The organism is Trichococcus collinsii (assembly GCF_900107505.1).
Lineage (GTDB): Bacteria > Bacillota > Bacilli > Lactobacillales > Aerococcaceae > Trichococcus > Trichococcus collinsii.
This window is the reverse complement of the sequence record NZ_FNQH01000008.1, coordinates 1-18,786: the sequence shown is the minus strand read 5'-3', so window position 1 is coordinate 18,786 and position 18,786 is coordinate 1. Positions and strand designations below refer to the sequence as shown.

Annotated in this window: 18 protein-coding genes, 1 pseudogene, 1 riboswitch and 1 other annotated feature; of the genes and pseudogenes, 11 read left to right on the top strand and 8 right to left on the bottom strand. The window is 48.6% G+C overall.

The features are described from left to right. Positions 1-99 precede the first annotated feature (99 nt). A complete protein-coding gene (locus tag BLV66_RS13260) occupies positions 100-2,862 on the top strand; it encodes a sigma-54-dependent transcriptional regulator (protein WP_086986349.1) in 2,763 nt (920 codons plus the stop codon). 119 nt (positions 2,863-2,981) lie between these two features. Beyond that, a complete protein-coding gene (locus BLV66_RS13255; protein ID WP_086986350.1) occupies positions 2,982-3,230 on the top strand; it encodes a PTS sugar transporter subunit IIB in 249 nt (82 codons plus the stop codon). Between the two features lie 34 nt (positions 3,231-3,264). Here the strand turns inward: BLV66_RS13255 and tnpB are convergent, their stop codons facing one another. Next, positions 3,265-4,365: an IS200/IS605 family element RNA-guided endonuclease TnpB gene (tnpB, locus tag BLV66_RS13250; protein ID WP_086986351.1), complete on the bottom strand. Its 1,101-nt coding sequence runs from the start codon at positions 4,363-4,365 to the stop codon at positions 3,265-3,267. A gap of 140 nt (positions 4,366-4,505) precedes the next feature. Between tnpB and BLV66_RS15470 the strand changes: the two are divergent. Then, positions 4,506-4,658, top strand: a pseudogene (locus BLV66_RS15470) (family 1 glycosylhydrolase); the annotation flags it as partial. 132 nt (positions 4,659-4,790) lie between these two features. Here the strand turns inward: BLV66_RS15470 and BLV66_RS13245 are convergent. Further along, a complete protein-coding gene (locus BLV66_RS13245) occupies positions 4,791-5,192 on the bottom strand; it encodes a nuclear transport factor 2 family protein (protein ID WP_086986352.1) in 402 nt (133 codons plus the stop codon). 364 nt (positions 5,193-5,556) lie between these two features. On the opposite strand from BLV66_RS13245, the gene BLV66_RS13235 reads away from it, so the two are divergent. Both BLV66_RS13235 and BLV66_RS13230 read left to right on the top strand, forming a co-directional pair. Beyond that, complete coding sequence (locus BLV66_RS13235; RefSeq protein WP_086986354.1) at positions 5,557-6,252, top strand: GNAT family N-acetyltransferase; 696 nt, start codon at positions 5,557-5,559, stop codon at positions 6,250-6,252. Positions 6,253-6,274: 22 nt separating this feature from the next. Then, positions 6,275-6,454 (top strand): hypothetical protein, encoded by a 180-nt coding sequence (locus BLV66_RS13230; protein ID WP_086986355.1) that lies wholly within the window; start codon positions 6,275-6,277, stop codon positions 6,452-6,454. A 6-nt stretch (positions 6,455-6,460) separates the two neighbouring features. On the opposite strand, the gene BLV66_RS13225 is transcribed toward BLV66_RS13230, so the two are convergent. From BLV66_RS13225 to ribD, 6 genes are all read right to left on the bottom strand, one after another. After that, entirely contained in the window at positions 6,461-6,769 is a 309-nt protein-coding gene (locus tag BLV66_RS13225; RefSeq protein WP_086986356.1) for a hypothetical protein, read from the bottom strand. A gap of 425 nt (positions 6,770-7,194) precedes the next feature. Continuing rightward, positions 7,195-7,848, bottom strand: a complete 654-nt coding sequence (locus tag BLV66_RS13220; protein WP_245826691.1) for an HAD family hydrolase — start codon at positions 7,846-7,848, stop codon at positions 7,195-7,197. An 18-nt stretch (positions 7,849-7,866) separates the two neighbouring features. Continuing rightward, positions 7,867-8,328 carry a 6,7-dimethyl-8-ribityllumazine synthase gene (gene ribH / locus BLV66_RS13215; protein ID WP_086942839.1) on the bottom strand — a complete coding sequence of 154 codons (462 nt, stop codon included), beginning with the start codon at positions 8,326-8,328 and terminating at the stop codon, positions 7,867-7,869. A 28-nt stretch (positions 8,329-8,356) separates the two neighbouring features. Then, positions 8,357-9,553: a bifunctional 3,4-dihydroxy-2-butanone-4-phosphate synthase/GTP cyclohydrolase II gene (locus BLV66_RS13210; protein ID WP_086986358.1), complete on the bottom strand. Its 1,197-nt coding sequence runs from the start codon at positions 9,551-9,553 to the stop codon at positions 8,357-8,359. Between the two features lie 22 nt (positions 9,554-9,575). Then, entirely contained in the window at positions 9,576-10,229 is a 654-nt protein-coding gene (locus tag BLV66_RS13205; RefSeq protein WP_086986359.1) for a riboflavin synthase, read from the bottom strand. Positions 10,230-10,252: 23 nt separating this feature from the next. Then, positions 10,253-11,356: a bifunctional diaminohydroxyphosphoribosylaminopyrimidine deaminase/5-amino-6-(5-phosphoribosylamino)uracil reductase RibD gene (gene ribD / locus BLV66_RS13200; protein ID WP_086986360.1), complete on the bottom strand. Its 1,104-nt coding sequence runs from the start codon at positions 11,354-11,356 to the stop codon at positions 10,253-10,255. A gap of 200 nt (positions 11,357-11,556) precedes the next feature. Beyond that, positions 11,557-11,672, bottom strand: a riboswitch (FMN riboswitch). A 274-nt stretch (positions 11,673-11,946) separates the two neighbouring features. On the opposite strand from ribD, the gene argF reads away from it, so the two are divergent. From argF to BLV66_RS13170, 6 genes are all read left to right on the top strand, one after another. Further along, a complete protein-coding gene (gene argF, locus BLV66_RS13195; protein ID WP_086986361.1) occupies positions 11,947-12,960 on the top strand; it encodes an ornithine carbamoyltransferase in 1,014 nt (337 codons plus the stop codon). 60 nt (positions 12,961-13,020) lie between these two features. Next, positions 13,021-13,247, top strand: a binding site (T-box leader). A 282-nt stretch (positions 13,248-13,529) separates the two neighbouring features. Further along, positions 13,530-14,573 carry an N-acetyl-gamma-glutamyl-phosphate reductase gene (gene argC / locus BLV66_RS13190; protein ID WP_086986362.1) on the top strand — a complete coding sequence of 348 codons (1,044 nt, stop codon included), beginning with the start codon at positions 13,530-13,532 and terminating at the stop codon, positions 14,571-14,573. A 31-nt stretch (positions 14,574-14,604) separates the two neighbouring features. Further along, entirely contained in the window at positions 14,605-15,831 is a 1,227-nt protein-coding gene (argJ, locus tag BLV66_RS13185) for a bifunctional glutamate N-acetyltransferase/amino-acid acetyltransferase ArgJ (RefSeq protein ID WP_086986363.1), read from the top strand. A 5-nt stretch (positions 15,832-15,836) separates the two neighbouring features. Next, positions 15,837-16,739 (top strand): acetylglutamate kinase, encoded by a 903-nt coding sequence (gene argB, locus BLV66_RS13180; RefSeq protein ID WP_218131856.1) that lies wholly within the window; start codon positions 15,837-15,839, stop codon positions 16,737-16,739. After that, positions 16,739-17,932 carry an acetylornithine transaminase gene (locus BLV66_RS13175; protein ID WP_176974280.1) on the top strand — a complete coding sequence of 398 codons (1,194 nt, stop codon included), beginning with the start codon at positions 16,739-16,741 and terminating at the stop codon, positions 17,930-17,932. Before argB ends, BLV66_RS13175 begins: the two co-directional genes overlap by 1 nt. A 17-nt stretch (positions 17,933-17,949) precedes the next feature. Continuing rightward, a partial coding sequence (locus BLV66_RS13170) for an ATP-binding protein (protein WP_143033139.1) occupies positions 17,950-18,786 on the top strand: 837 nt, incomplete at its 3' end.

Here is an 18,786-nt window from a genome sequence, read left to right as displayed (position 1 = left end):
TAAAAAGTAGTTTACTCTCTTCATTTTTCTGTTACGCCGTCACCAAAGTATGGTACGATTGTCATTAGAATGTAAACGTTTGCCAAGGAGTGATGTTTTTTGCAGAGGATTGAAAAAGTGTTTGAGGCATTGGGCATGCTTTACGAGGAGAAAAAGCAGGGCATAACGGCCGAGGAAATCGCCTATAGATTGAAAAGCGACAGAAGCAATATTTCGCGTGATCTGAATCAGCTGTATAAAGAAAAACGCTGCTATAAAGAGAAGACCAGACCGGTGCGTTTTTTCCCGTGCACACGCAAGGTGCCGCAACAGGTTGCGGCACCGAAGGAAATGACTAAAATCGTGGACATGGATAATTTCCTGAAGAAGAATCCCAGTCTTTTCCATCAGATCGAGCAAGGTAAGGCGGCCATCCTGTATCCAGGGGACGGGATGCATATGCTGTTGCTTGGGGAAACCGGCGTGGGCAAGTCATTGTTTGCCGACTTGCTGCACAAATACGGCATCCAATCGGGGAAACTAGTGGAATCTTCCCCTTTCATCCAGTTCAATTGTGCCGATTATGCCCATAATCCGCAGCTGTTGATGAGCCAGCTTTTTGGTCATGCAAAGGGGGCTTATACGGGGGCAGAAATAAATAAGACAGGGCTTCTAGAGAAGGCGAACGGAGGCATTCTTTTTTTGGATGAAATCCACAGGTTGCCGATCGAAGGGCAGGAGATGCTGTTCACCTACATCGACCGCGGTGTTTTCCGACCGCTCGGAGAATCTGAAAAGGATCACCAGGCTAATGTCCTGATCATCGGAGCGACAACCGAAAAAAAGGATACGCTTTTGAAGACGTTCATCCGCAGACTGCCGATAATCATCGATCTGCCGAGCTTGAGGGAAAGGTCGATTGAGGAACGCCATCAGCTTTTCGATGCCTTCGTCCAACAGGAAGTCAATCAGTTGGGAGTACCGATGTATTTCAGCAAGAATGCGCTGAAAGCTTTTCTGCATTACAAATGTGAATTGAATATCGGGCAATTTAAAGCGGATATCCGGATCGCCTTTGCGAAAAGCTATGCCCGTTTCTTGGCGGTCAAAGAGAATTATCTAAAAGTCAGCAGCAAAGATCTGCCGGATTATATCCGGGCGGGTCTGCTCAGCAATGCGGAACATCGTCAGATGTGGTCGAAATACGAGGCGACGAACCGACAGGCGATCCAATATCTGCCCGCCAACGCTACCGTTACGGAAGTCAGCGTTCCAAGTGAAAGCACCATCTACCGGGAAATGAACACACGCTATAGGGAATTGGAGCAGAAAAAAGCCAGCGCGGAAGAGATCCAAAAAGCGATGGAGCACGATCTGAAGACCTATTTCAAATTGACCGGAGAAAAGGAACAACTTTTTTGCAACAAAGAAAACCTGATTGCGCTTGTTCCGGAGAACATCATCAAGGAGTTGGAAAAGATCCTCCGTCACGTCACGATCAAGACCGGCAAGGTGATGAGCGACAAGGTGTTCCAGATGATGGCGATCCATATCTACAACCTTGTGAAGCGAAGCCAACAGGATCATGTGCTGAAGAACGACATGCATGAAGCGATCATCGACAAGTATCCTGAGATGTACGGCGTCGCGAAGGAGTGCATGACCATTTTGGAAGCGGATCTTGGTGTGCGTATTCCGGAAGAGGAAGCGAGTTATTTCATCATGTTCCTGACGCACGATGAGATGGATGCGATCGAAAGATTGGCAAAAGTGCAGGTCATCGTAATTGCGCATGGATCGGGGATTGCATCGGCACTTTGCGATACGGCGAACCAGTTGCTGAACCATGACGGCGCCATCGGGATCAATGCGCGCTTGGATGAAGAGCCTCAGCAAGTGTTCAAAAGACTGGTCCGCTACATCAAAAATCATCAGATCACCGATGATATCCTGCTGCTAGTGGACATGGGCAGCCTGACGACTTTTGCGGGGGAATTGGAGAAACTGTTCCCTCTGAAAGCTAAGTCTATTCCGCTCGTGAGCACCATGCATGTCCTCGAAGCCAGCAGAAAAGCGATGATCGGTTGCAGTCTGCGTGAGGTTTACGTTGAAACACTGAAAGTGAATGACTATATGTCCATCTATCAGGACAGGAAGGAATTGGAGCAGGTGCAGCAGTCGAAAGTGCGACCGCAAGCCACCGATTCGTTCCATTTCAAACCGTTGGCGATCATATCGATCTGCCTGACCGGAGAGGGGACGGCCGTAACGATCCGTGACATCATCCGGAAGGAGCTTACCTTCGACGAGAAAGAAATCACGATCGTACCAATCAATCTCGTAGGCAAGGAGAGCATCTATGCACGCTTGCAGGAATTGACGAAGGAATACGAGATCATCTGTGTCATCAGCACTTTTGCGATCAAAACGGAGCATCCGACTTTCGAGCTGTACACGGTCATGAACCGGGCGGGACTGCAGCGCATCCAGGACTGCATCGACGAAATCTATACCTATCGTTCGATAAAAGAAACGATCCTGAAGTATTACGATATGCCTGAAATAGAGGAGCTGTTGTCCAGCATTTATCGCTTCAACGATGAAGTGAACGAAATGATGAGCCCTTCCCTGTTCGTGAGCGATAAGATCGGCCTTTCTTTCCATATCATCGGCATGTTGCGGAAAATCAAGCGCAAGGAACAGATTCCGCATTTTGAAAAAGGGATGGTTTCGTTTCCGCAGGACAAATATATCGTGCCGAAAATCAAAAATCTTTTCGTTGATTATTTCCAGGAGCATCTGGAAATGATCAATGAGGACATGCTGAACCATGTCGCTTATGCTTATCTGGCTCGAAGTGTGTCCTATATAGCGAACAACTGACACACAACTGCATAACTTTAAAAAATCTGTGTCGTTTTGGCGACACAGATTTTTTTGGTGCACGATGCGGTTCATGTGTGTTGGCATGATTTTTGCATATCTATACAGGTGGGGATTGCATGACAGTATCAATTATGTTGGCCTGTACAGGAGGTTTCTCGACCAGCATGCTGGTTGAACGGGTGAAGAATGCGGCAAAAGAAAAAGTGGATAAGCTAATCCAGAATATCGATATTCTCCTGCTGGGCCCGCAAGTTGGTTACATGGAAGAGAGCGTGAACTACTCACGACCCAAGCCGCGAGCTTCCTACGAACTCCTTCCTTACCTGCGTATGTCTTTGCAGGCAGCGGGAATGGATATTGAGTAGGCTCAAAGGCAGTACCTGCCTCATGTGTTTTCTTTTATTTGGCCAAAGCCAAGAGGTTCTTGCTGGCATTGATGTCCCGGTCGTGGGTTGCACCGCAAGCCAGGCAGGTCCAGTCGCGGATATGCAGGGCTTTCTTGCCGTCTCTGTGTCCGCTTGCGGAACAGATTTGGGTGGATCGGTAAAACCTGTCAGCCTTGATGAGCGTCCGGCCTTTCCATTCAGCTTTGTAGGCCAACTGCCTGCAAAATTCGGACCAACTGACATCCCCAATCGCTTTCGCAAGTTTGTGGTTCTTCATCATATTCGAACTCCGCAGCGTTTCGATCACGATGACTTGGTTTTCGTCCGTGATTTTATTGGAGAGTTTGTGCAGGAAGTCCTTGCGTTGGTTCGCAATCTTTTCGTGTTTTTTGGCCAGTACCAAGCGTGCCTTTTCTCGGTTTTTGCTGCCTTTTTGCTTGCGGGACAAGGCGCGTTGGGCTTTCTTGATTCTCTGTTCGGACTGGTACAGGCATTTCGGGTTCGCATGTTTCATGGATTCGTCGGCATCATTTATGGTGACGGCGAAATCAGAAATGCCGAGATCGATGCCGATTTTGTGTTCTGCTGGCAGCCACTCGGGCGTTTCCTGTTCCACTAAAATGGAAATGAAATAATTGCCTGCCTTGTTCATGGAAATCGTACAGGACTTGATCAGTCCGTCAAACCCCCGGTGTTGCTTGATTGTGACGAAGCCGATTTTCGGCAGTTTGATGTTTCCGTTTTCGATGCGGATGTTTCCGCCTTGGTTGTTGGTGGTGTAGGACGCTTTTGACTTGTGCTTGGTTTTGAATTTCGGATGACCGACGGATTTGTCGCGGAAGAAGTTTTTGTAGGCCTTGTTCAGGTTTTGGCTGGCATTCGCCAAAGCCAGGTTGTCCACTTCTTTCAGGAACGGGAATTCCTCTTTGAAAGAAGTGTAGGTCCTCGGCTTGATGGATTTCAGCAGTTCTTTGTCGTCTTTGTAGGTTTCGTAAATTTCTTTTCGGTCAGCCAGCATCTGATTGTAGACAAATCTTGCGGAGCCGAAGCAATTGGCGAAAAATTCTTTCTGTATTTGATTGGGATGTAAACGGAACTGATAGGCTTTCAGCATGAAACTCACCTCCTTGGCTTCATTACACATCTTCGAACGTGTGTTCGCCAAATGTAAAGAAAAAAACGTGCTAACGCACTTCTTCAAATGTACAGATAAGTTTACAATGTGGTCAGGGTGCAATCCAAAATAACAAATATATCAGCGCCAGCACAAGTGAAATGTCCAAACGTTACGGCTTCATCTACGTCGATCAGGATGAAGAAGGCAAAGGCAGCCTGAAACGCAGCAAAGAAGATTCGTTCCACTGGTACAAGAAGGTCATCGCTTCAAACGGGGCCGATCTGGATTGAATGTCCGAACAGTCCTTGAACGAATGTTCGGTTTGCTGTAACCAAGATAAAATAAATAGCCTCCGGAAGTCCGTATCATGCGGATTTCCGGAGGCTATTTTATGTGGTCATGATGCAGCAAGAGCCTTGGTATCAGTGGGCGAACAATGGTTTGTCGGACAATTCCCAGCCCTCGATGACGCGTGCGCCGATCGGTTCTGGATTTTCTTTGAATTTGACGAATTCCATCGTCTTCTTTTCGATCCGTTCGCCGGTCCGTTTATCGATGATATAGACGTTGTAGCGGATCGCACCCCATTCGCCCTCGACGATCATATTATGGAACTCTCCCAATTCGATGTCATAAGTCTGGAAAAGCTGCCCCATCATGTCCTTGTATTGCTGTAAGGTCAAGCGGTCGCTGTAGACATTGTAGTGCGCATCCGGTTCATATAAAGTCTCGCACCAGTCCAACCAAGCATCGTATCCATTGTTCCAATTCTTGAAGCCTAGCTCAAATCTTTCCCTGATCGCATTCTCAAAATTTTCACTCATTATTTTTTTCCTCCTTCGATTTGGTTTACTTCGTCTGCTTTGTAAACCTTGGTGTAACTATAACTGGAGGGGATAAACTAAGCATAAACTTTGAGGACGGGAAAGGCTGAACGAATAATACAACGAATTTTAGTACTAGGAAAGAGTTGATCAATGAAAGTGTATCAGCTGATTGCTTTGCTATTTGATTATAGTCTATAGGCGGGTACTCCTTTATTATCCATTTTCGATATGATATACTAATAACAAATTTTTGTTGCATTTTGTTACAAAATATTTGCTTTACCGATTGATAAATAACCATAACTCAACTTTCACAGTTGGAATAGTTGAGTGAAGAATATAAGGATGGAGGCTGAAAATTATGAAATACAATGAATTTGGTCAACCCTTAGGTGATGAATTAGTAAATTTTTGTGAAGGTAAGCTACCAATTGTTAAATTGATTAAAGGCGAGGAAGTAACCGTCGAAAAATTAGGAATGAAACATTTTGAAGATCTTTATGAGGTCTATGGTCCAGCATCTTCCCCAGACAATCTAACTTATGTGCCTCTTAACCAATTTAATAATATTAATGAATTTAGTGCTTTTTTCAAGAGACTTATCGCTTCCTCAGATCCTTACCATCTTGCAATTGTTGATAATAGTACCAACAAAGCTATTGGTCAATTCTCATTAATGAGAATTGACAGAAAAAACAGAGTTGTCGAAATGGGCTGGGTAGTTTATTCGTCCTTGTTAAAAAAGTCAAAAAAAGCCACGGAAGCTCAATATCTTGTAATGAAATATGTATTTGAAGAATTACAATATAGAAGATATGAGTGGAAATGTGATAGCTTAAATGCTCCTTCAAAAAAAGCGGCAGAACGTCTAGGATTTACATTCGAAGGAACTTTCAGACAGGCTGTCGTTTATAAAAATAGAAATCGAGATACTGATTGGTATTCAATACTCGATAAAGAGTGGCCATCAAAAAAGATAAAATTTGAAAAATGGCTAAATGATAATAATTTTGATCAAGATGGTAAACAAAAAGTATCTTTAACAGATATTGATTAAAAAATAAAAAGGGGAGATCGGGATGGTTGAACTGGATCGGCTGGTAAAACTGCTCGCGGAGAAGGTATTGCGTGCGTCAAAAAAACAAGAACCAAACGGGAAAGACAGCGATATGGTGAAGCCGGATGAGACTGCCGTTTCCAAGAGCATACAGGAGGAAGCAACCGAAAAAGAAGAGACGAAAAAAAAGCCTGAAGGGTGATTCCCTTCAGACATATTGGAGCAGTTCGTCATAATAAAGCTTGGTGATTAATTCCCGGTCGGCGGTGGTGGGTTTGTCGATGTAGATGACGTATTCGGCATCCCAGGTGTAGGCGGATGTGCCTTCCAGAAACGGGTTTTCTGCAGGTGTTTCGGTCTCCAGTTCGGCGATGAGTACGGCGATGTAGTCTTCACTTTCGGTTTCGTCATGGAAGTCGAAGTCGTCGCTTGTCTCGATGTAGAGTTTGTAGGCTTTGTTCGGGTGCTCGGCTTTGAATTTTTTGATGATCGCAATTTCTTTGTCCAGGTTTCTCATGGTGCTTGCTCCCTTCGAAAATGGCTTTGGATCAAGTGTTTTCTATAGGTCTATCATAACATTCTCCACCTGCATCTGCACTCAATAACACGGCGATGTCTGTTCGAATCCGGGCTTCGTCTATAATGAAAATGTGGTCGGCCTACAATTCCATTTCGAATCCACACAGGAGAGCGTCGAAAGAGTGATTCGTCGGTTGTTCGTCATGCGCTTCCGTGCGAACAGCCGAGGAATCACCAGTGTGTTTGCTGATGTGCAGACGCTATTTTGCGAACAGTCAAGGAATCTCGTTTGTGTCGGCTGATATGCAGTCGTAGTTTTACAAACAGTCGACGAACCCTAATTTTGTCGGCTGTTCCACGTTTATGCATCTAATATCCGGAAGCGCAGAAAGAGGCTGGGATTTTCCCAGCCTCTTTCTATTGTTAAAGCAAGTCATTCAATTCGCGGATATCGTCTATCAGTGCATCCGCCGAGTCCAGTTCCCCGGGAAATCCGAAGCCGTAGCGGCAGCCCACTGTGCTGACGGGATGGTGCTCAGCGACCTCGATGTCCTGAAAACGGTCGCCCACAATTAGGTAGCCGCCAGGAAAAACAGCTCGGATCGATTCGAAAATTTCATATTTTGGGATGAAGCTGAAATCTTCGGTGCAGTACATGCCATCGAAGTAGCGTTCCAAGCCGAAGCTTTCCCGGTGCGCTTCCATGTATGCCCGGCTGCAGTTGCTCAAAAAGACCAAGCGGTAGCCTTTCTCCTGCAATGCCTGCAAGGTTTCCAGCGCGCCTTCGTAAAGGACTGCCTGACCGGTTTGGGCTTTTTCGAGCAGGATCTGGCCGATCAGTTTTGAAGCCTTCGATCGGATCTCTTCGTCCAGATCGGGCATGAAATTTTCCCACATCGCTTTGCTACTGTAGCCCAGCCACTTTGTGATTTCCGCATCAGCCCAATCTCTTGGAGCAGCATGGCCGGCTTCAACAATAAAAGCATAGGCTTTTTTGAAAGCGTGGATGTAATTCTGGGTGCTGTCATGGAGGGTGCCGTCGTAGTCAAGGACGATGGTGCGGACGCCTTTGAACATTAGTTTTTCCATGGATTTTTATAAGTTTTTAAGCAAGTTGGCCATTTCGATAGCGGATACGGCACAATCATAGCCTTTGTTGCCCGCTTTCGTGCCGGCGCGCTCGATGGCTTGTTCGATCGTGTCGGTCGTCAGGACGCCGAAGATGACCGGAACACCTGTACTCATGGAAGCTGTCGCTACGCCTTTGGACACTTCCGAGCAGACGTAATCGAAATGCGCCGTTGCGCCCTTGATGACGGCACCCAAAGTGATGACTGCATCATATTTTCCGGAAGCTGCCATTTTTTGCGCTACCAATGGGATTTCGTATGCGCCTGGCACCCATGCCAAGTCGATGGCATCTTCAGCTACGCCATGACGCTTCAAACCGTCTAAGGCACCGCCCACCAATTTCGAGCCGATGAATTCGTTGAATCTTGCCACTACGATCGCGATCTTTAAGTCCTGTGCAATTAATTGTCCTTCGATGATGTTCATTTTGTTTTCCTCCTGTTTGGTTGTTTTTTTATAAATCCAAATAATGGCCCATCTTTTGTTTCTTTGTTTCCATGTAGCGTTGTGTTTCGTCGAAGATCTCCAGCTGGATCGGAATCCGTTCGGTGATCTTTAGGCCGTGATTTTTCAATCCTTCTATTTTAAGAGGGTTGTTCGTCAGCAAGCGGATCTTTTTCACACCCAAGTCCTGCAGCATTTCATCAGCCATGTAGTATTCGCGCAGATCACTGGGAAATCCCAGCATCAGGTTGGCGTCAACCGTATCGTAGCCTTGGTCTTGCAGTGCATAAGCGTGGATTTTATTGACGAGGCCGATGCCGCGTCCTTCTTGACGCAAGTAGACCAAGACCCCGCGTCCTTCCTCAGCGATCTGCTTCATGGCCGCGTCCAATTGCTGGCCGCAGTCGCAGCGTTTCGACCCGAAGACATCGCCGGTCAAGCATTCGGAATGGACGCGCACCAGAACGGGTTCTTCCGTCGTGACATCGCCCATGACCAGAGCGACGTGGTGCTCGTCTTCGTCGATCTTGCTCACGTAAGTGTAGATGTCGAATTCACCGTATTTTGTGGGAAGTTTGGCTTTGCCTTCGCGCTTGTAGAGCTGTTCGTTCTCCTTGCGGTAGGCGATCAGGTCGGCGATCGTGCCGATCTTCAGGTCATGCTCTTTGGCGAAAGTGATCAGTTCGGGCGTGCGCATCATCGTGCCGTCATCGGCCATGATTTCGCAGCAGAGCCCTGCCGGCTTCAGCCCTGCCAAACGCGCCAAGTCGACGGTGGCTTCGGTGTGGCCGTTGCGCACGAGTACGCCGTTGTCCACTGCTTTCAGCGGGAAGATATGGCCGGGTCTGCGGAAATCTTCGGGCTGAGCGTCATCCTCGACTGCCTTCATGACGGTCAAAGAGCGTTCGAAGGCAGATATGCCGGTCGTCGTTTCGACATGGTCGATGGCGACGGTGAAGGCTGTCCCGTGATTATCGGTGTTGCGGTCTACCATCGGAGTCAGCACCAATTTTTCGGTGAGTGTCCGATCCATCGGCATGCAGATCAGGCCTTTCGCGTAGATGGCCATGAAGTTGATATTTTCCGGCGTCGCGAATTCCGCTGCGCAGATCAGGTCGCCTTCATTTTCGCGGTCCTCATCATCGACCAGCACAATGATTTTGCCGGCTTTGATATCCGCGATGATTTCTTCAGATGTGTTGAACATGTATGTTTCCCTCCTCTTAATTTCAGAAGAAGCCATTCTCTTTCAAGAACGCTTCAGATAGGTTGCTTTGTTTCGTTTGCAGCTGCGGGCTCAGGCCCAGCAGCTTTTCCACGTATTTTCCGATGATGTCGCACTCCAGATTGACCGTGTCGCCCAACTTCTTCTCCAACAAAATCGTCTCTGCCCCGGTATGGGGAATGATGGACACTTGGAACGATCCGCTGCCGACTGTCGCGACCGTCAGGCTGACGCCGTCGATGGCAATCGAACCTTTTTCGATGATGTAGCGGAGCAGCTCGGGTCCGGCTAAGATGGTGATCCAGACGGCATTATCGTCCTTGCGGTATTCCTTGATCGATCCGGTTCCGTCGATGTGCCCGCTGACGATGTGCCCGCCCAGGCGGGTGTCGAGCTGCAGTGCCCGTTCCAGATTGACGTGGTCGCCGATCTGCAGGGCACCAAGATTGGAGCGCTCCAATGTTTCCGGCATGACATCGGCTTCGAAGGCATCCTTGTGCAGTTTTGTGACCGTCAGGCAGATGCCGTTGGTGGAAATGCTGTCGCCGATTTTTGTCCCAATCAGCACTTTCTTTCCGCCGACTCTGACGATGGAAGATTTTTGACCATGGCGGATGCCCTTTAGGTTGCCGACTTCTTCAATGATTCCAGTAAACATGAATTTCCTCCCACTTTCCTCTGTTATTCGTTCTTGGAGATGTAGCCTTCCAAGAGGATGTCTTCCCCGACGGTGCAGGCTTTCAGTTCAATTACATTGAAAGCCTGGCTCAGCTTCTCGATGCCAGCTCCGCCGACTGGGGTTTTTGCCGTTTCTCCGCCGATCAGTTTCGGGGCGATATAGACTTGCACCTTGTCAACGATGCCGGCCTGCAGTGCGGAAAAGTTCAAAGTCGCGCCGCCTTCCAGGAGGACGCTGTCGATGCCGCGCTCCCCTAGGGCGCTCATCAGCGCCTTCAGGTCAGTTCGGCCGTCCTGAGCGGGTACCGTCAAAATCTCGATACCGGCCTCTTCGAGCAGGGCTACCTTGTTACGGTCCGCCCGTTCTGTCGTTGCGACAAGAGTCTTAGCCGCGTCCTGATTCTGGAGCACTTTTGCTTCCAAAGGAATGCGCAAGGTGCTGTCGACGATGATCCGAATCGGATTTTTACCTCCCGGAATGCGGGAGGTCAGCTGCGGATCGTCCATGATGACGGTCTGGACACCAACCATGATGCCGGTGAGGGCGCTGCGCAGTTGATGTACCCGTTCCCTTGCGGCTGGGCCGGTGATCCATTGCGATTCCCCGGTCCGGGTCGCGATTTTTCCGTCCAGGGACATCGCTGCTTTCATAACGACGAAGGGCTCTTTTTTGACGATGTATTTCATAAATATTTCATTCAAACGGATGCTTTCTTCGGACAGTACACCTGTTACCACTTCAATGCCGGCATCCTGCAGTTTCTTGACGCCGCGTCCGGAAACCAGTGGATTCGGATCCAAAGCCGCGATGACGACCCGTCCGATTTTTTTTTCGATGATCTTGTCGGAGCAAGGCGGCGTTTTACCGTAATGGGAGCAAGGCTCCAGGGTCACGTAGATGGTCGCGCCGGCCACATCTTCTGTTGCCGAGCGGAACGCGTTCACTTCAGCATGGCCTTGCCCGATTTTTTCGTGGTAACCGGACCCGATGATGCGTCCGTTCTTGACGATGATGGCGCCGACCATCGGATTTGGTGCGACGGACCCGCGGCCTTTCTCTGCAAGTTCCAGAGCCATTTGCATAAAGTGTGTATCCTTATCTTGCATCTTTGCGTGCCTCCCTTTTCCAAAATAAAGAGCCCTGAACATTTCTGCTTCAGGGCTCGACAAAGGAAGGCCAGCTAAATAAAGCCAAAAATCCCTGGGCATAGACTACACCCAGGGATTGACATTCCGTTTCATGAACGGATGGCGCGAAGGCGTTTTTTGTATGACAAATAAACGCAGCGTGCCATTCGATAAATGGTTTTTGTCTTCTTTCATCCAGACTCTGACTGTCGGCTTCGGAATCTAACCGAATCTGCTTTAAAGGCTCGTGGGCTTTACCACCGGTAGGGATTTTCACCCGTCCCTGAAGACTATTCAATTAAGTTGTCTCTAGGATAATCCCAATCCGTAGTATTGTCAAATAAAAGTTTTTTGAAAACAAATGTTCAGCGGAGAACGGGTTACCGAAGCGACAAAGGCAAGTCTTTTGAGCAAGAAACCAAGCCGTCTAGTACAAGGTTGATTAAAATAAAGTTTGTAATTGATTAGAATTGGGTATAAAATGAGTCCAATAATAGTTGCATCATGACTCGGAAATGATCGTTCGCAAGAACGATAGTGAGAATATAATTAAAAGGGGATGGCAGAATTTGGAACAAGTATTTCAAGGAAGAAGCTTATTGGCGGAAAAAGATTTCACTCGGGAAGAATTGGAATATCTGATTGATTTTTCGGCGCATCTGAAAGACCTGAAGAAGCGGAACATCCCGCACCGTTATCTGGAAGGCAAGAACATCTGTCTTTTGTTCGAAAAAGCATCCACGCGTACTAGAGCCGCATTTACAGTGGCTGCCATCGATCTTGGAGCGCATCCTGAATACCTAGGGAAAAATGATATCCAATTGGGCAAAAAAGAATCCGTTGAAGACACCGCTAAAGTGCTCGGCAGCATGTTTGATGGTATCGAATTCCGCGGCTTCAGCCAAAAAACCGTCGAAGATTTGGCGAAATATGCGGGTGTACCTGTATGGAACGGCTTGACCGATGATTGGCACCCGACCCAAATGATCGCTGATTTTCTGACGGTCAAAGAGCATTTCGGCAAGCTGGCCGGGCTTAAGTTGGTCTATGTAGGGGATGGACGCAACAATGTCGCTAACAGCCTGCTCGTTACCGGCGCTATCTTGGGCGTTAACGTCACGATCTGCGCGCCGGAATCACTGTTCCCGACCGAAGAATTGGTTGAGATGGCACAGAAATTCGCTGAAAAGAGCGGCAGCAAAATCGAAATCACAGCCGATGTAGCCAAAGGCGTAAAAGCGGCTGATGTCCTTTATACTGATGTATGGGTATCGATGGGCGAAGAGGATAAATTCGAGGAGCGTATCGAATTGTTGACGCCTTATCAAATCAACATGGAGATGATCGAGAAGACCGGCAATGATGATGTGATCATGTTGCACTGTCTGCCGGCTTTCCATGACACAAAAACGCAGTATGGCCAGGAAATCGCGGAAACCTTCGGTATGCGCGAGATGGAAGTGACCGATGGCGCCTTCCGCAGCAAGCACGGTCTTCAGTTTGAACAAGCCGAAAATCGCATGCATTCCATCAAGGCAATCATGGCTGCGACCTTAGGAAATTTATTTATTCCAAAAGTTTGATTGACAAAGTGAAAAACAGATGATAAATTTAATGCAAATGTCAAACAACATCTAACACAAACAAAAACTTTGACAAGAAGAGTAATCCATTTGCACAGTGAAGCGAACCTTGGAGGGTGAAAGCAAGGTCAACCGCGATGGATGAAAAGGAACTTTGAGTTGATAAGCTGAATGTGAACCATAAAGTTTAATCCGGTTGCCCCGTTATCGCAAAAGTAGCAATACTTGAGTCCGGCCTGCGCGCATGCTGGAAAATAAGGGTGGCACCACGAACTTTCGTCCCTATACTGAATCTATTTGATTTGGTATAGGCACGGAAGTTTTTTTGTATATCAAAAATATTGATATTTCAAATCTAAAAGTGCATCACCACAGGTATTTCACATATTTTAAAAAGGTTTATGCATCTAAAAAGATGGCTAGCTTCACGGGTAAAAGCCCTTCGGAAATTAGATAAATCGTACCTATTGCGCTCTACGGTGCTCAGTCGGCACGATTTCCTAAATTTCTTTCAGGGCTAAGCGAACCCGTTCAGCTTTTCTTATAAATAAACAAGGGGGATGGGAAGTATGATTCATGTCAGTATCATTGGAGCAACAGGTTACACGGGGGTGGAATTAGTCCGATTATTGGGATTGCGCGAGGATGTGGTCTTGGATCATCTGACCTCCCGCACGTACGCGGGTCAAAAGATCCAGCATCTTTTTCCGCACCTATTGGGCAATGTTGATCACACTTGCGAAGAATTGGATCTGGAACAAGTGACGACGGACAGCGATGTGATTTTTGTGGCCTTGCCGCATGGACACGCGTTGCCGATAGCCAAGAAAGCCAAAGAAAAAGGCAAAAAAGTCATCGATTTGGGGGCTGACTTCCGGTTGAAGGACGCAGCGGTCTATGAAGAATGGTATAAAGTCCCGCATACCGAGCCGAAACTTTTGGAGGAAGCCGTCTACGGTCTGCCTGAATGGGACCGCGACGCGATTAAGGATGCAACAGTCATCGCGAATCCAGGTTGCTTTGTGACAAGTATTCTATTGGGATTGATGCCATTGATGAAGAAAAAAGACTGGATTGTTCCGAACAGCATCATCTGCGATTCCAAATCCGGCACTTCCGGAGCGGGCCGCGCCGGCAACGTAGCGAACCTCTTCACTGAGGTGGAAAGCAGCTTCAAAGCCTATGGTGTAGCACATCACCGCCACACACCGGAAATCGAGCAGCTATTGACGCAGATGGCCGGCACGGACACGATGATCCAATTTACGCCACACCTGGTGCCGATGAGCCGAGGCATCCTCAGCACTATCTATGCGACGGTCACCGGGGGACATACAGCGGACGAAATCCACGCCCTTTTTGAGGAAGCATACGCAGATGAACCGTTTGTACAGGTTCTGCCTGCAGGCATGTGGCCGATGACGAAATCGGTAAAAGGGACAAATAACTGCCAATTGGGTGTCACCTACGACGAACGTACAGGCCGGGTCATCATCGTGTCGGTCATCGACAACTTGATGAAGGGTGCTGCCGGCCAAGCTGTGCAAAATATGAACCTGATGTTCGGACTTGCCGAAACGACAGGATTACAGATGATAGGACTTTTCCCGTAATAACGGAAGACTGAAGGAGGAAACGGACGAAATGATAAAGAAATTACATAAAAGCGGTGTGACTGCCGCTGCAGGTGTACAAGCCGCAGGTATCCACGCCGGTTTCAAGAAACGCAAAAAGGATATGGCGCTGCTGTATTTCCCGGATGGGGCGACAGTTGCGGGCGTCTTCACCAAAAATAAAGTCAAAGCGGCTCCGGTCCAGTACGATCAACAAGCCCTGCAACAACAGGACCGCTTCAAGGCGATCCTGATCAACAGTGGCAACGCGAATGCCTGTACAGGCAAACAAGGCAAAGCCGATGTGGAAGAGACCGTGAAGCTCCTTTCTGCAGAACTGAACATCCAACCGGAAGAAGTGTTGGTGTCTTCGACAGGCGTCATCGGAATGTTCATGAATATGGAGACAATGAAAAAAGGGGTCAAGGCAATCGCACCGGAAGTTTCCGAATTTGGCGGTGCTGCAGCCAGCAAGGCGATCATGACGACGGATACGGTTCCGAAAGAAGTCAGCTTCACCTTTGAAGTTGCCGGCAAAACGGCTACCATCGGAGGAATGGTCAAAGGCTCCGGGATGATCCACCCGAACCTTGGCACGATGTTGGGCTATATTACAACCGATGTCGCAATCAGCCAAACCGCTTTACATGCGATGTTGCTGAGAGCCGCTGATGCGACTTTCAACCATGCGACAATCGATGGGGATACGAGCACAAACGATTCCGTCTTTGTAGCTGCTACCGGAAAACTTGATAATCCGCTGATTTCTTCCGCTGATGATGCCGGCTATGCCGAAGTTGAAGCGGCTGTCCTGTCCATCTGCTCCCAATTGGCGCAGCTGTTGGTAAAGGATGGCGAAGGAGCGACAAAATTTGTCGAGGTGTTGGTTTCCGGAGCGAAGACAATGGCTGATGCAGTTTCGATCGGCAAGTCGGTCGCGACCTCCAGTCTCGTGAAGACGGCGATGTTCGGCGAGGATGCCAACTGGGGCCGTGTCATCACAGCTGCCGGGTATGCGGAAACGGAATACTTCGATGCCGACGTAATCGACATCGCATTTTCAAGCAAGAACGGCGAAATCAAGCTTTGCGAAGCGGGGATGGGTGTCGTCTTCGATGAAGAACTTGCGAAAAAAATACTGGAAGCAGATGAAATCAACATTTTGATCGACCTGCATCTGGGTACAGAAGCCGCCAGCACATGGACTTGCGACTTCTCTTACGACTACGTGAAAATCAATGCGGATTACAGGAGCTGAGCGGGATGAAGATGAATAAGAGCAATTGTGAAAAAGCCGAAATGCTTGTCGAAGTACTGCCTTACGTCAACCGTTTCCGCGATAAGATCATCGTCATCAAATACGGCGGCAATGCCATGATCAATGAAGAGCTAAAAAAAGCCGTCATGCAGGATCTGTTATTGATGAAATCGGTAGGGATGCACCCTATCCTTGTCCATGGCGGCGGGCCGGCCATCAACGACATGCTGAAAAAGCTGAAGGTTGAGAGCCACTTTGAACAGGGGCTGCGTGTGACAGACAAAGAGACGATGGAAATCGTCGAAATGGTGTTGGCGGGCAAAGTCAATAAGGATATTGTCGGAACCCTGAACCAGCTCGGCGGCAAAGGCATTGGCTTATCAGGGAAAGACGGCAATCTGATTCAAGCGCGAAAAAAATATCTGGAAAAGAACGGCGAAAAAATCGACATCGGCTATGTGGGCGAAGTGGAAGCAGTCAATAAGGAAATGTTGGAATCGCTCATCTACAGCGGCTATATTCCGATTATTTCCTCCATCGGGATGGGGAAAGACGGGATGAGCTACAACATCAACGCCGATTATGTAGCCGGCGCTATTGCAAAGGCCGTTCAGGCAAACAAATTCATCCTGCTGACTGACGTGGAAGGGATTTTCCGCGATTATCATGATAAGGATTCCCTCATCTCGCGGATCACGCTTGATGAGATTGAAGCATTGGAAGCGGATGGCGTCATCTCGGGCGGGATGGTGCCGAAGGTTGACTGCTGCATCGACGCGTCGCGTGGCGGTGTGGATGGAGCGCACATCATCGATGGCCGTTTGCGCCATTCGATTTTGTTGGAAGTGTTTTTCGATGAAGGGATCGGCACGATGATCGATCGTGAGAAGGAAGGGGTACTTGAATAATGAATGAAGAGATAAAGACAAAAGGGCAAGCCTACTTGATGAATACCTTCAACCGCGGAGCCATCTGCATGATCGAAGGGCAAGGCAGCTACCTGAAGGATGCGGACGGAAAGCAATATTTGGATTTCCTGGCAGGCATCGCCGTGAACGCATTAGGACATAATCATCCGAAAGTGACGACTGCGATAGCGGAACAGGCGGCCAAACTGGTCCACTGCTCGAACTTTTATTGGATCGAGCCGCAAGTGCAGTTGGCGGAAAAACTGATCACGAATTCCGTTTTGGATAAAGTCTTTTTCGGCAACAGCGGAGCGGAAGCCAATGAAGGAGCCATCAAATTGGCGCGCAAATACGGGCGCGAAGTCCACGGTGAAGGCTGTTACGAGATCATCACAGCTGATAATTCCTTCCATGGCCGTACGATGGCGACGTTGACGGCGACCGGCCAAAAACAATTCCATAAAGATTACGATCCGTTCCTGGAAGGTTTCCACTATGTTCCTTTCAATGACTTTGATGCTTTGGCCGCCAAAGTTACGGAAAAAACATGCGCAATCCTTTTGGAGCCGATCCAAGGCGAAGGCGGCGTCTACGTGGGCGATCAAGCCTACCTGGAGCAAGTACGCGCACTCTGCGATGAAAAGGATATCCTGTTGATCTTTGATGAAGTCCAAACAGGGATGGGCCGTACAGGCAAGCTATTCGCTTACGAAGGCTATGGTGTGGAACCGGATGTGATGACTCTGGCTAAGGCTTTGGGGAATGGTGTTCCGATCGGCGCGCTGTTGGCGAAGGATGCTGTCGCTTCCCACTTCAAACCGGGCGATCATGGTTCGACTTTCGGCGGCAATCCGTTGGTCTGTGCGGCAGCTTTCGCAACCATGCAAGCGATCGAAGACGAGAATATCCTGTCGAACGTAAACGAAATGGGCGGCTATTTCGAAGAAAAATTAGTCGCATTCAAGGAGAAATATGACTTCATCCTCGACGTGCGCGGCAAAGGCTTGCTGCTCGGGATGGAACTGGCGATGAAGGGAGCCGACATCGTAGCGAAGTGCTTTGAAAAAGGGGTCATCATCAACTGCACGCACGATACAGTATTGCGCTTCCTGCCACCGCTGAACGTCACGCGCGCTGAAATCGACAAGGCTGTAGCAGTGATGGATGAGGTTTTTCAAACAATTGAAGTATAAAGAAAGGATGGCAAAGCATGCCTAAACGAACAGACATCAAGTCGATCCTAGTGATCGGCTCGGGACCTATCATCATCGGCCAAGCCGCAGAATTTGACTATGCTGGAACGCAAGCATGCTTAGCTTTAAGAGAAGAAGGATACAAAGTCATCCTGGTTAATTCCAACCCTGCCACGATCATGACGGACGTCGAGATCGCCGATAAAGTCTATATGGAACCACTGACATTGGAGTTCATCGCGAACATCATCCGCAAAGAGCGCCCGGATGCCTTATTGCCGACGTTGGGCGGCCAGACCGGATTGAACATGGCCGTGGAATTGGATGAAGCCGGTATTCTGGAGGAATACAAGGTCGAATTGCTCGGAACGAAACTGACTTCCATCCAACAAGCCGAAGACCGCGATCTGTTCCGCCAATTGATGGCGGAATTGAATCAGCCGGTTCCGGAAAGCGACATCATCCACACCGTTGGGGAAGCTTTAAACTTCGCGGCGCAAGTCGGTTACCCGTTGATCGTTCGTCCGGCCTTCACAATGGGCGGCACAGGCGGCGGTATCTGCCACAATGAAGCTGACTTGCGCGAAATCGTGGCCAACGGTTTGCGCTACTCACCCGTGACGCAATGTCTGTTGGAAAAATCAATCGCCGGCTTCAAGGAAATCGAATATGAAGTGATGCGCGACAGCAATGATAACGCCATCGTTGTCTGCAACATGGAAAACATCGATCCGGTCGGCGTCCACACAGGCGATTCCATCGTCGTGGCGCCTTCCCAAACCTTGTCCGACAAAGAGTACCAAATGCTGCGCGATGTCTCCCTGCAGATCATCCGCGCCCTGAAAATCGAAGGC

Bases quoted from the DNA above. Each gene is read 5' to 3' on its own strand.
- BLV66_RS13255 (WP_086986350.1), top strand. From the start codon at position 2,982: ATGACAGTATCAATTATGTTGGCCTGTACAGGAGGTTTCTCGACCAGC.
- tnpB (WP_086986351.1), bottom strand. From the start codon at position 4,365: ATGCTGAAAGCCTATCAGTTCCGTTTACATCCCAATCAAATACAGAAA.
- BLV66_RS13245 (WP_086986352.1), bottom strand. From the start codon at position 5,192: ATGAGTGAAAATTTTGAGAATGCGATCAGGGAAAGATTTGAGCTAGGC.
- BLV66_RS13235 (WP_086986354.1), top strand. From the start codon at position 5,557: ATGAAATACAATGAATTTGGTCAACCCTTAGGTGATGAATTAGTAAAT.
- BLV66_RS13230 (WP_086986355.1), top strand. From the start codon at position 6,275: ATGGTTGAACTGGATCGGCTGGTAAAACTGCTCGCGGAGAAGGTATTG.
- BLV66_RS13225 (WP_086986356.1), bottom strand. From the start codon at position 6,769: ATGAGAAACCTGGACAAAGAAATTGCGATCATCAAAAAATTCAAAGCC.
- BLV66_RS13220 (WP_245826691.1), bottom strand. From the start codon at position 7,848: ATGTTCAAAGGCGTCCGCACCATCGTCCTTGACTACGACGGCACCCTC.
- ribH (WP_086942839.1), bottom strand. From the start codon at position 8,328: ATGAACATCATCGAAGGACAATTAATTGCACAGGACTTAAAGATCGCG.
- BLV66_RS13210 (WP_086986358.1), bottom strand. From the start codon at position 9,553: ATGTTCAACACATCTGAAGAAATCATCGCGGATATCAAAGCCGGCAAA.
- BLV66_RS13205 (WP_086986359.1), bottom strand. From the start codon at position 10,229: ATGTTTACTGGAATCATTGAAGAAGTCGGCAACCTAAAGGGCATCCGC.
- ribD (WP_086986360.1), bottom strand. From the start codon at position 11,356: ATGCAAGATAAGGATACACACTTTATGCAAATGGCTCTGGAACTTGCA.
- argC (WP_086986362.1), top strand. From the start codon at position 13,530: ATGATTCATGTCAGTATCATTGGAGCAACAGGTTACACGGGGGTGGAA.
- argJ (WP_086986363.1), top strand. From the start codon at position 14,605: ATGATAAAGAAATTACATAAAAGCGGTGTGACTGCCGCTGCAGGTGTA.
- argB (WP_218131856.1), top strand. From the start codon at position 15,837: ATGAAGATGAATAAGAGCAATTGTGAAAAAGCCGAAATGCTTGTCGAA.
- BLV66_RS13175 (WP_176974280.1), top strand. From the start codon at position 16,739: ATGAATGAAGAGATAAAGACAAAAGGGCAAGCCTACTTGATGAATACC.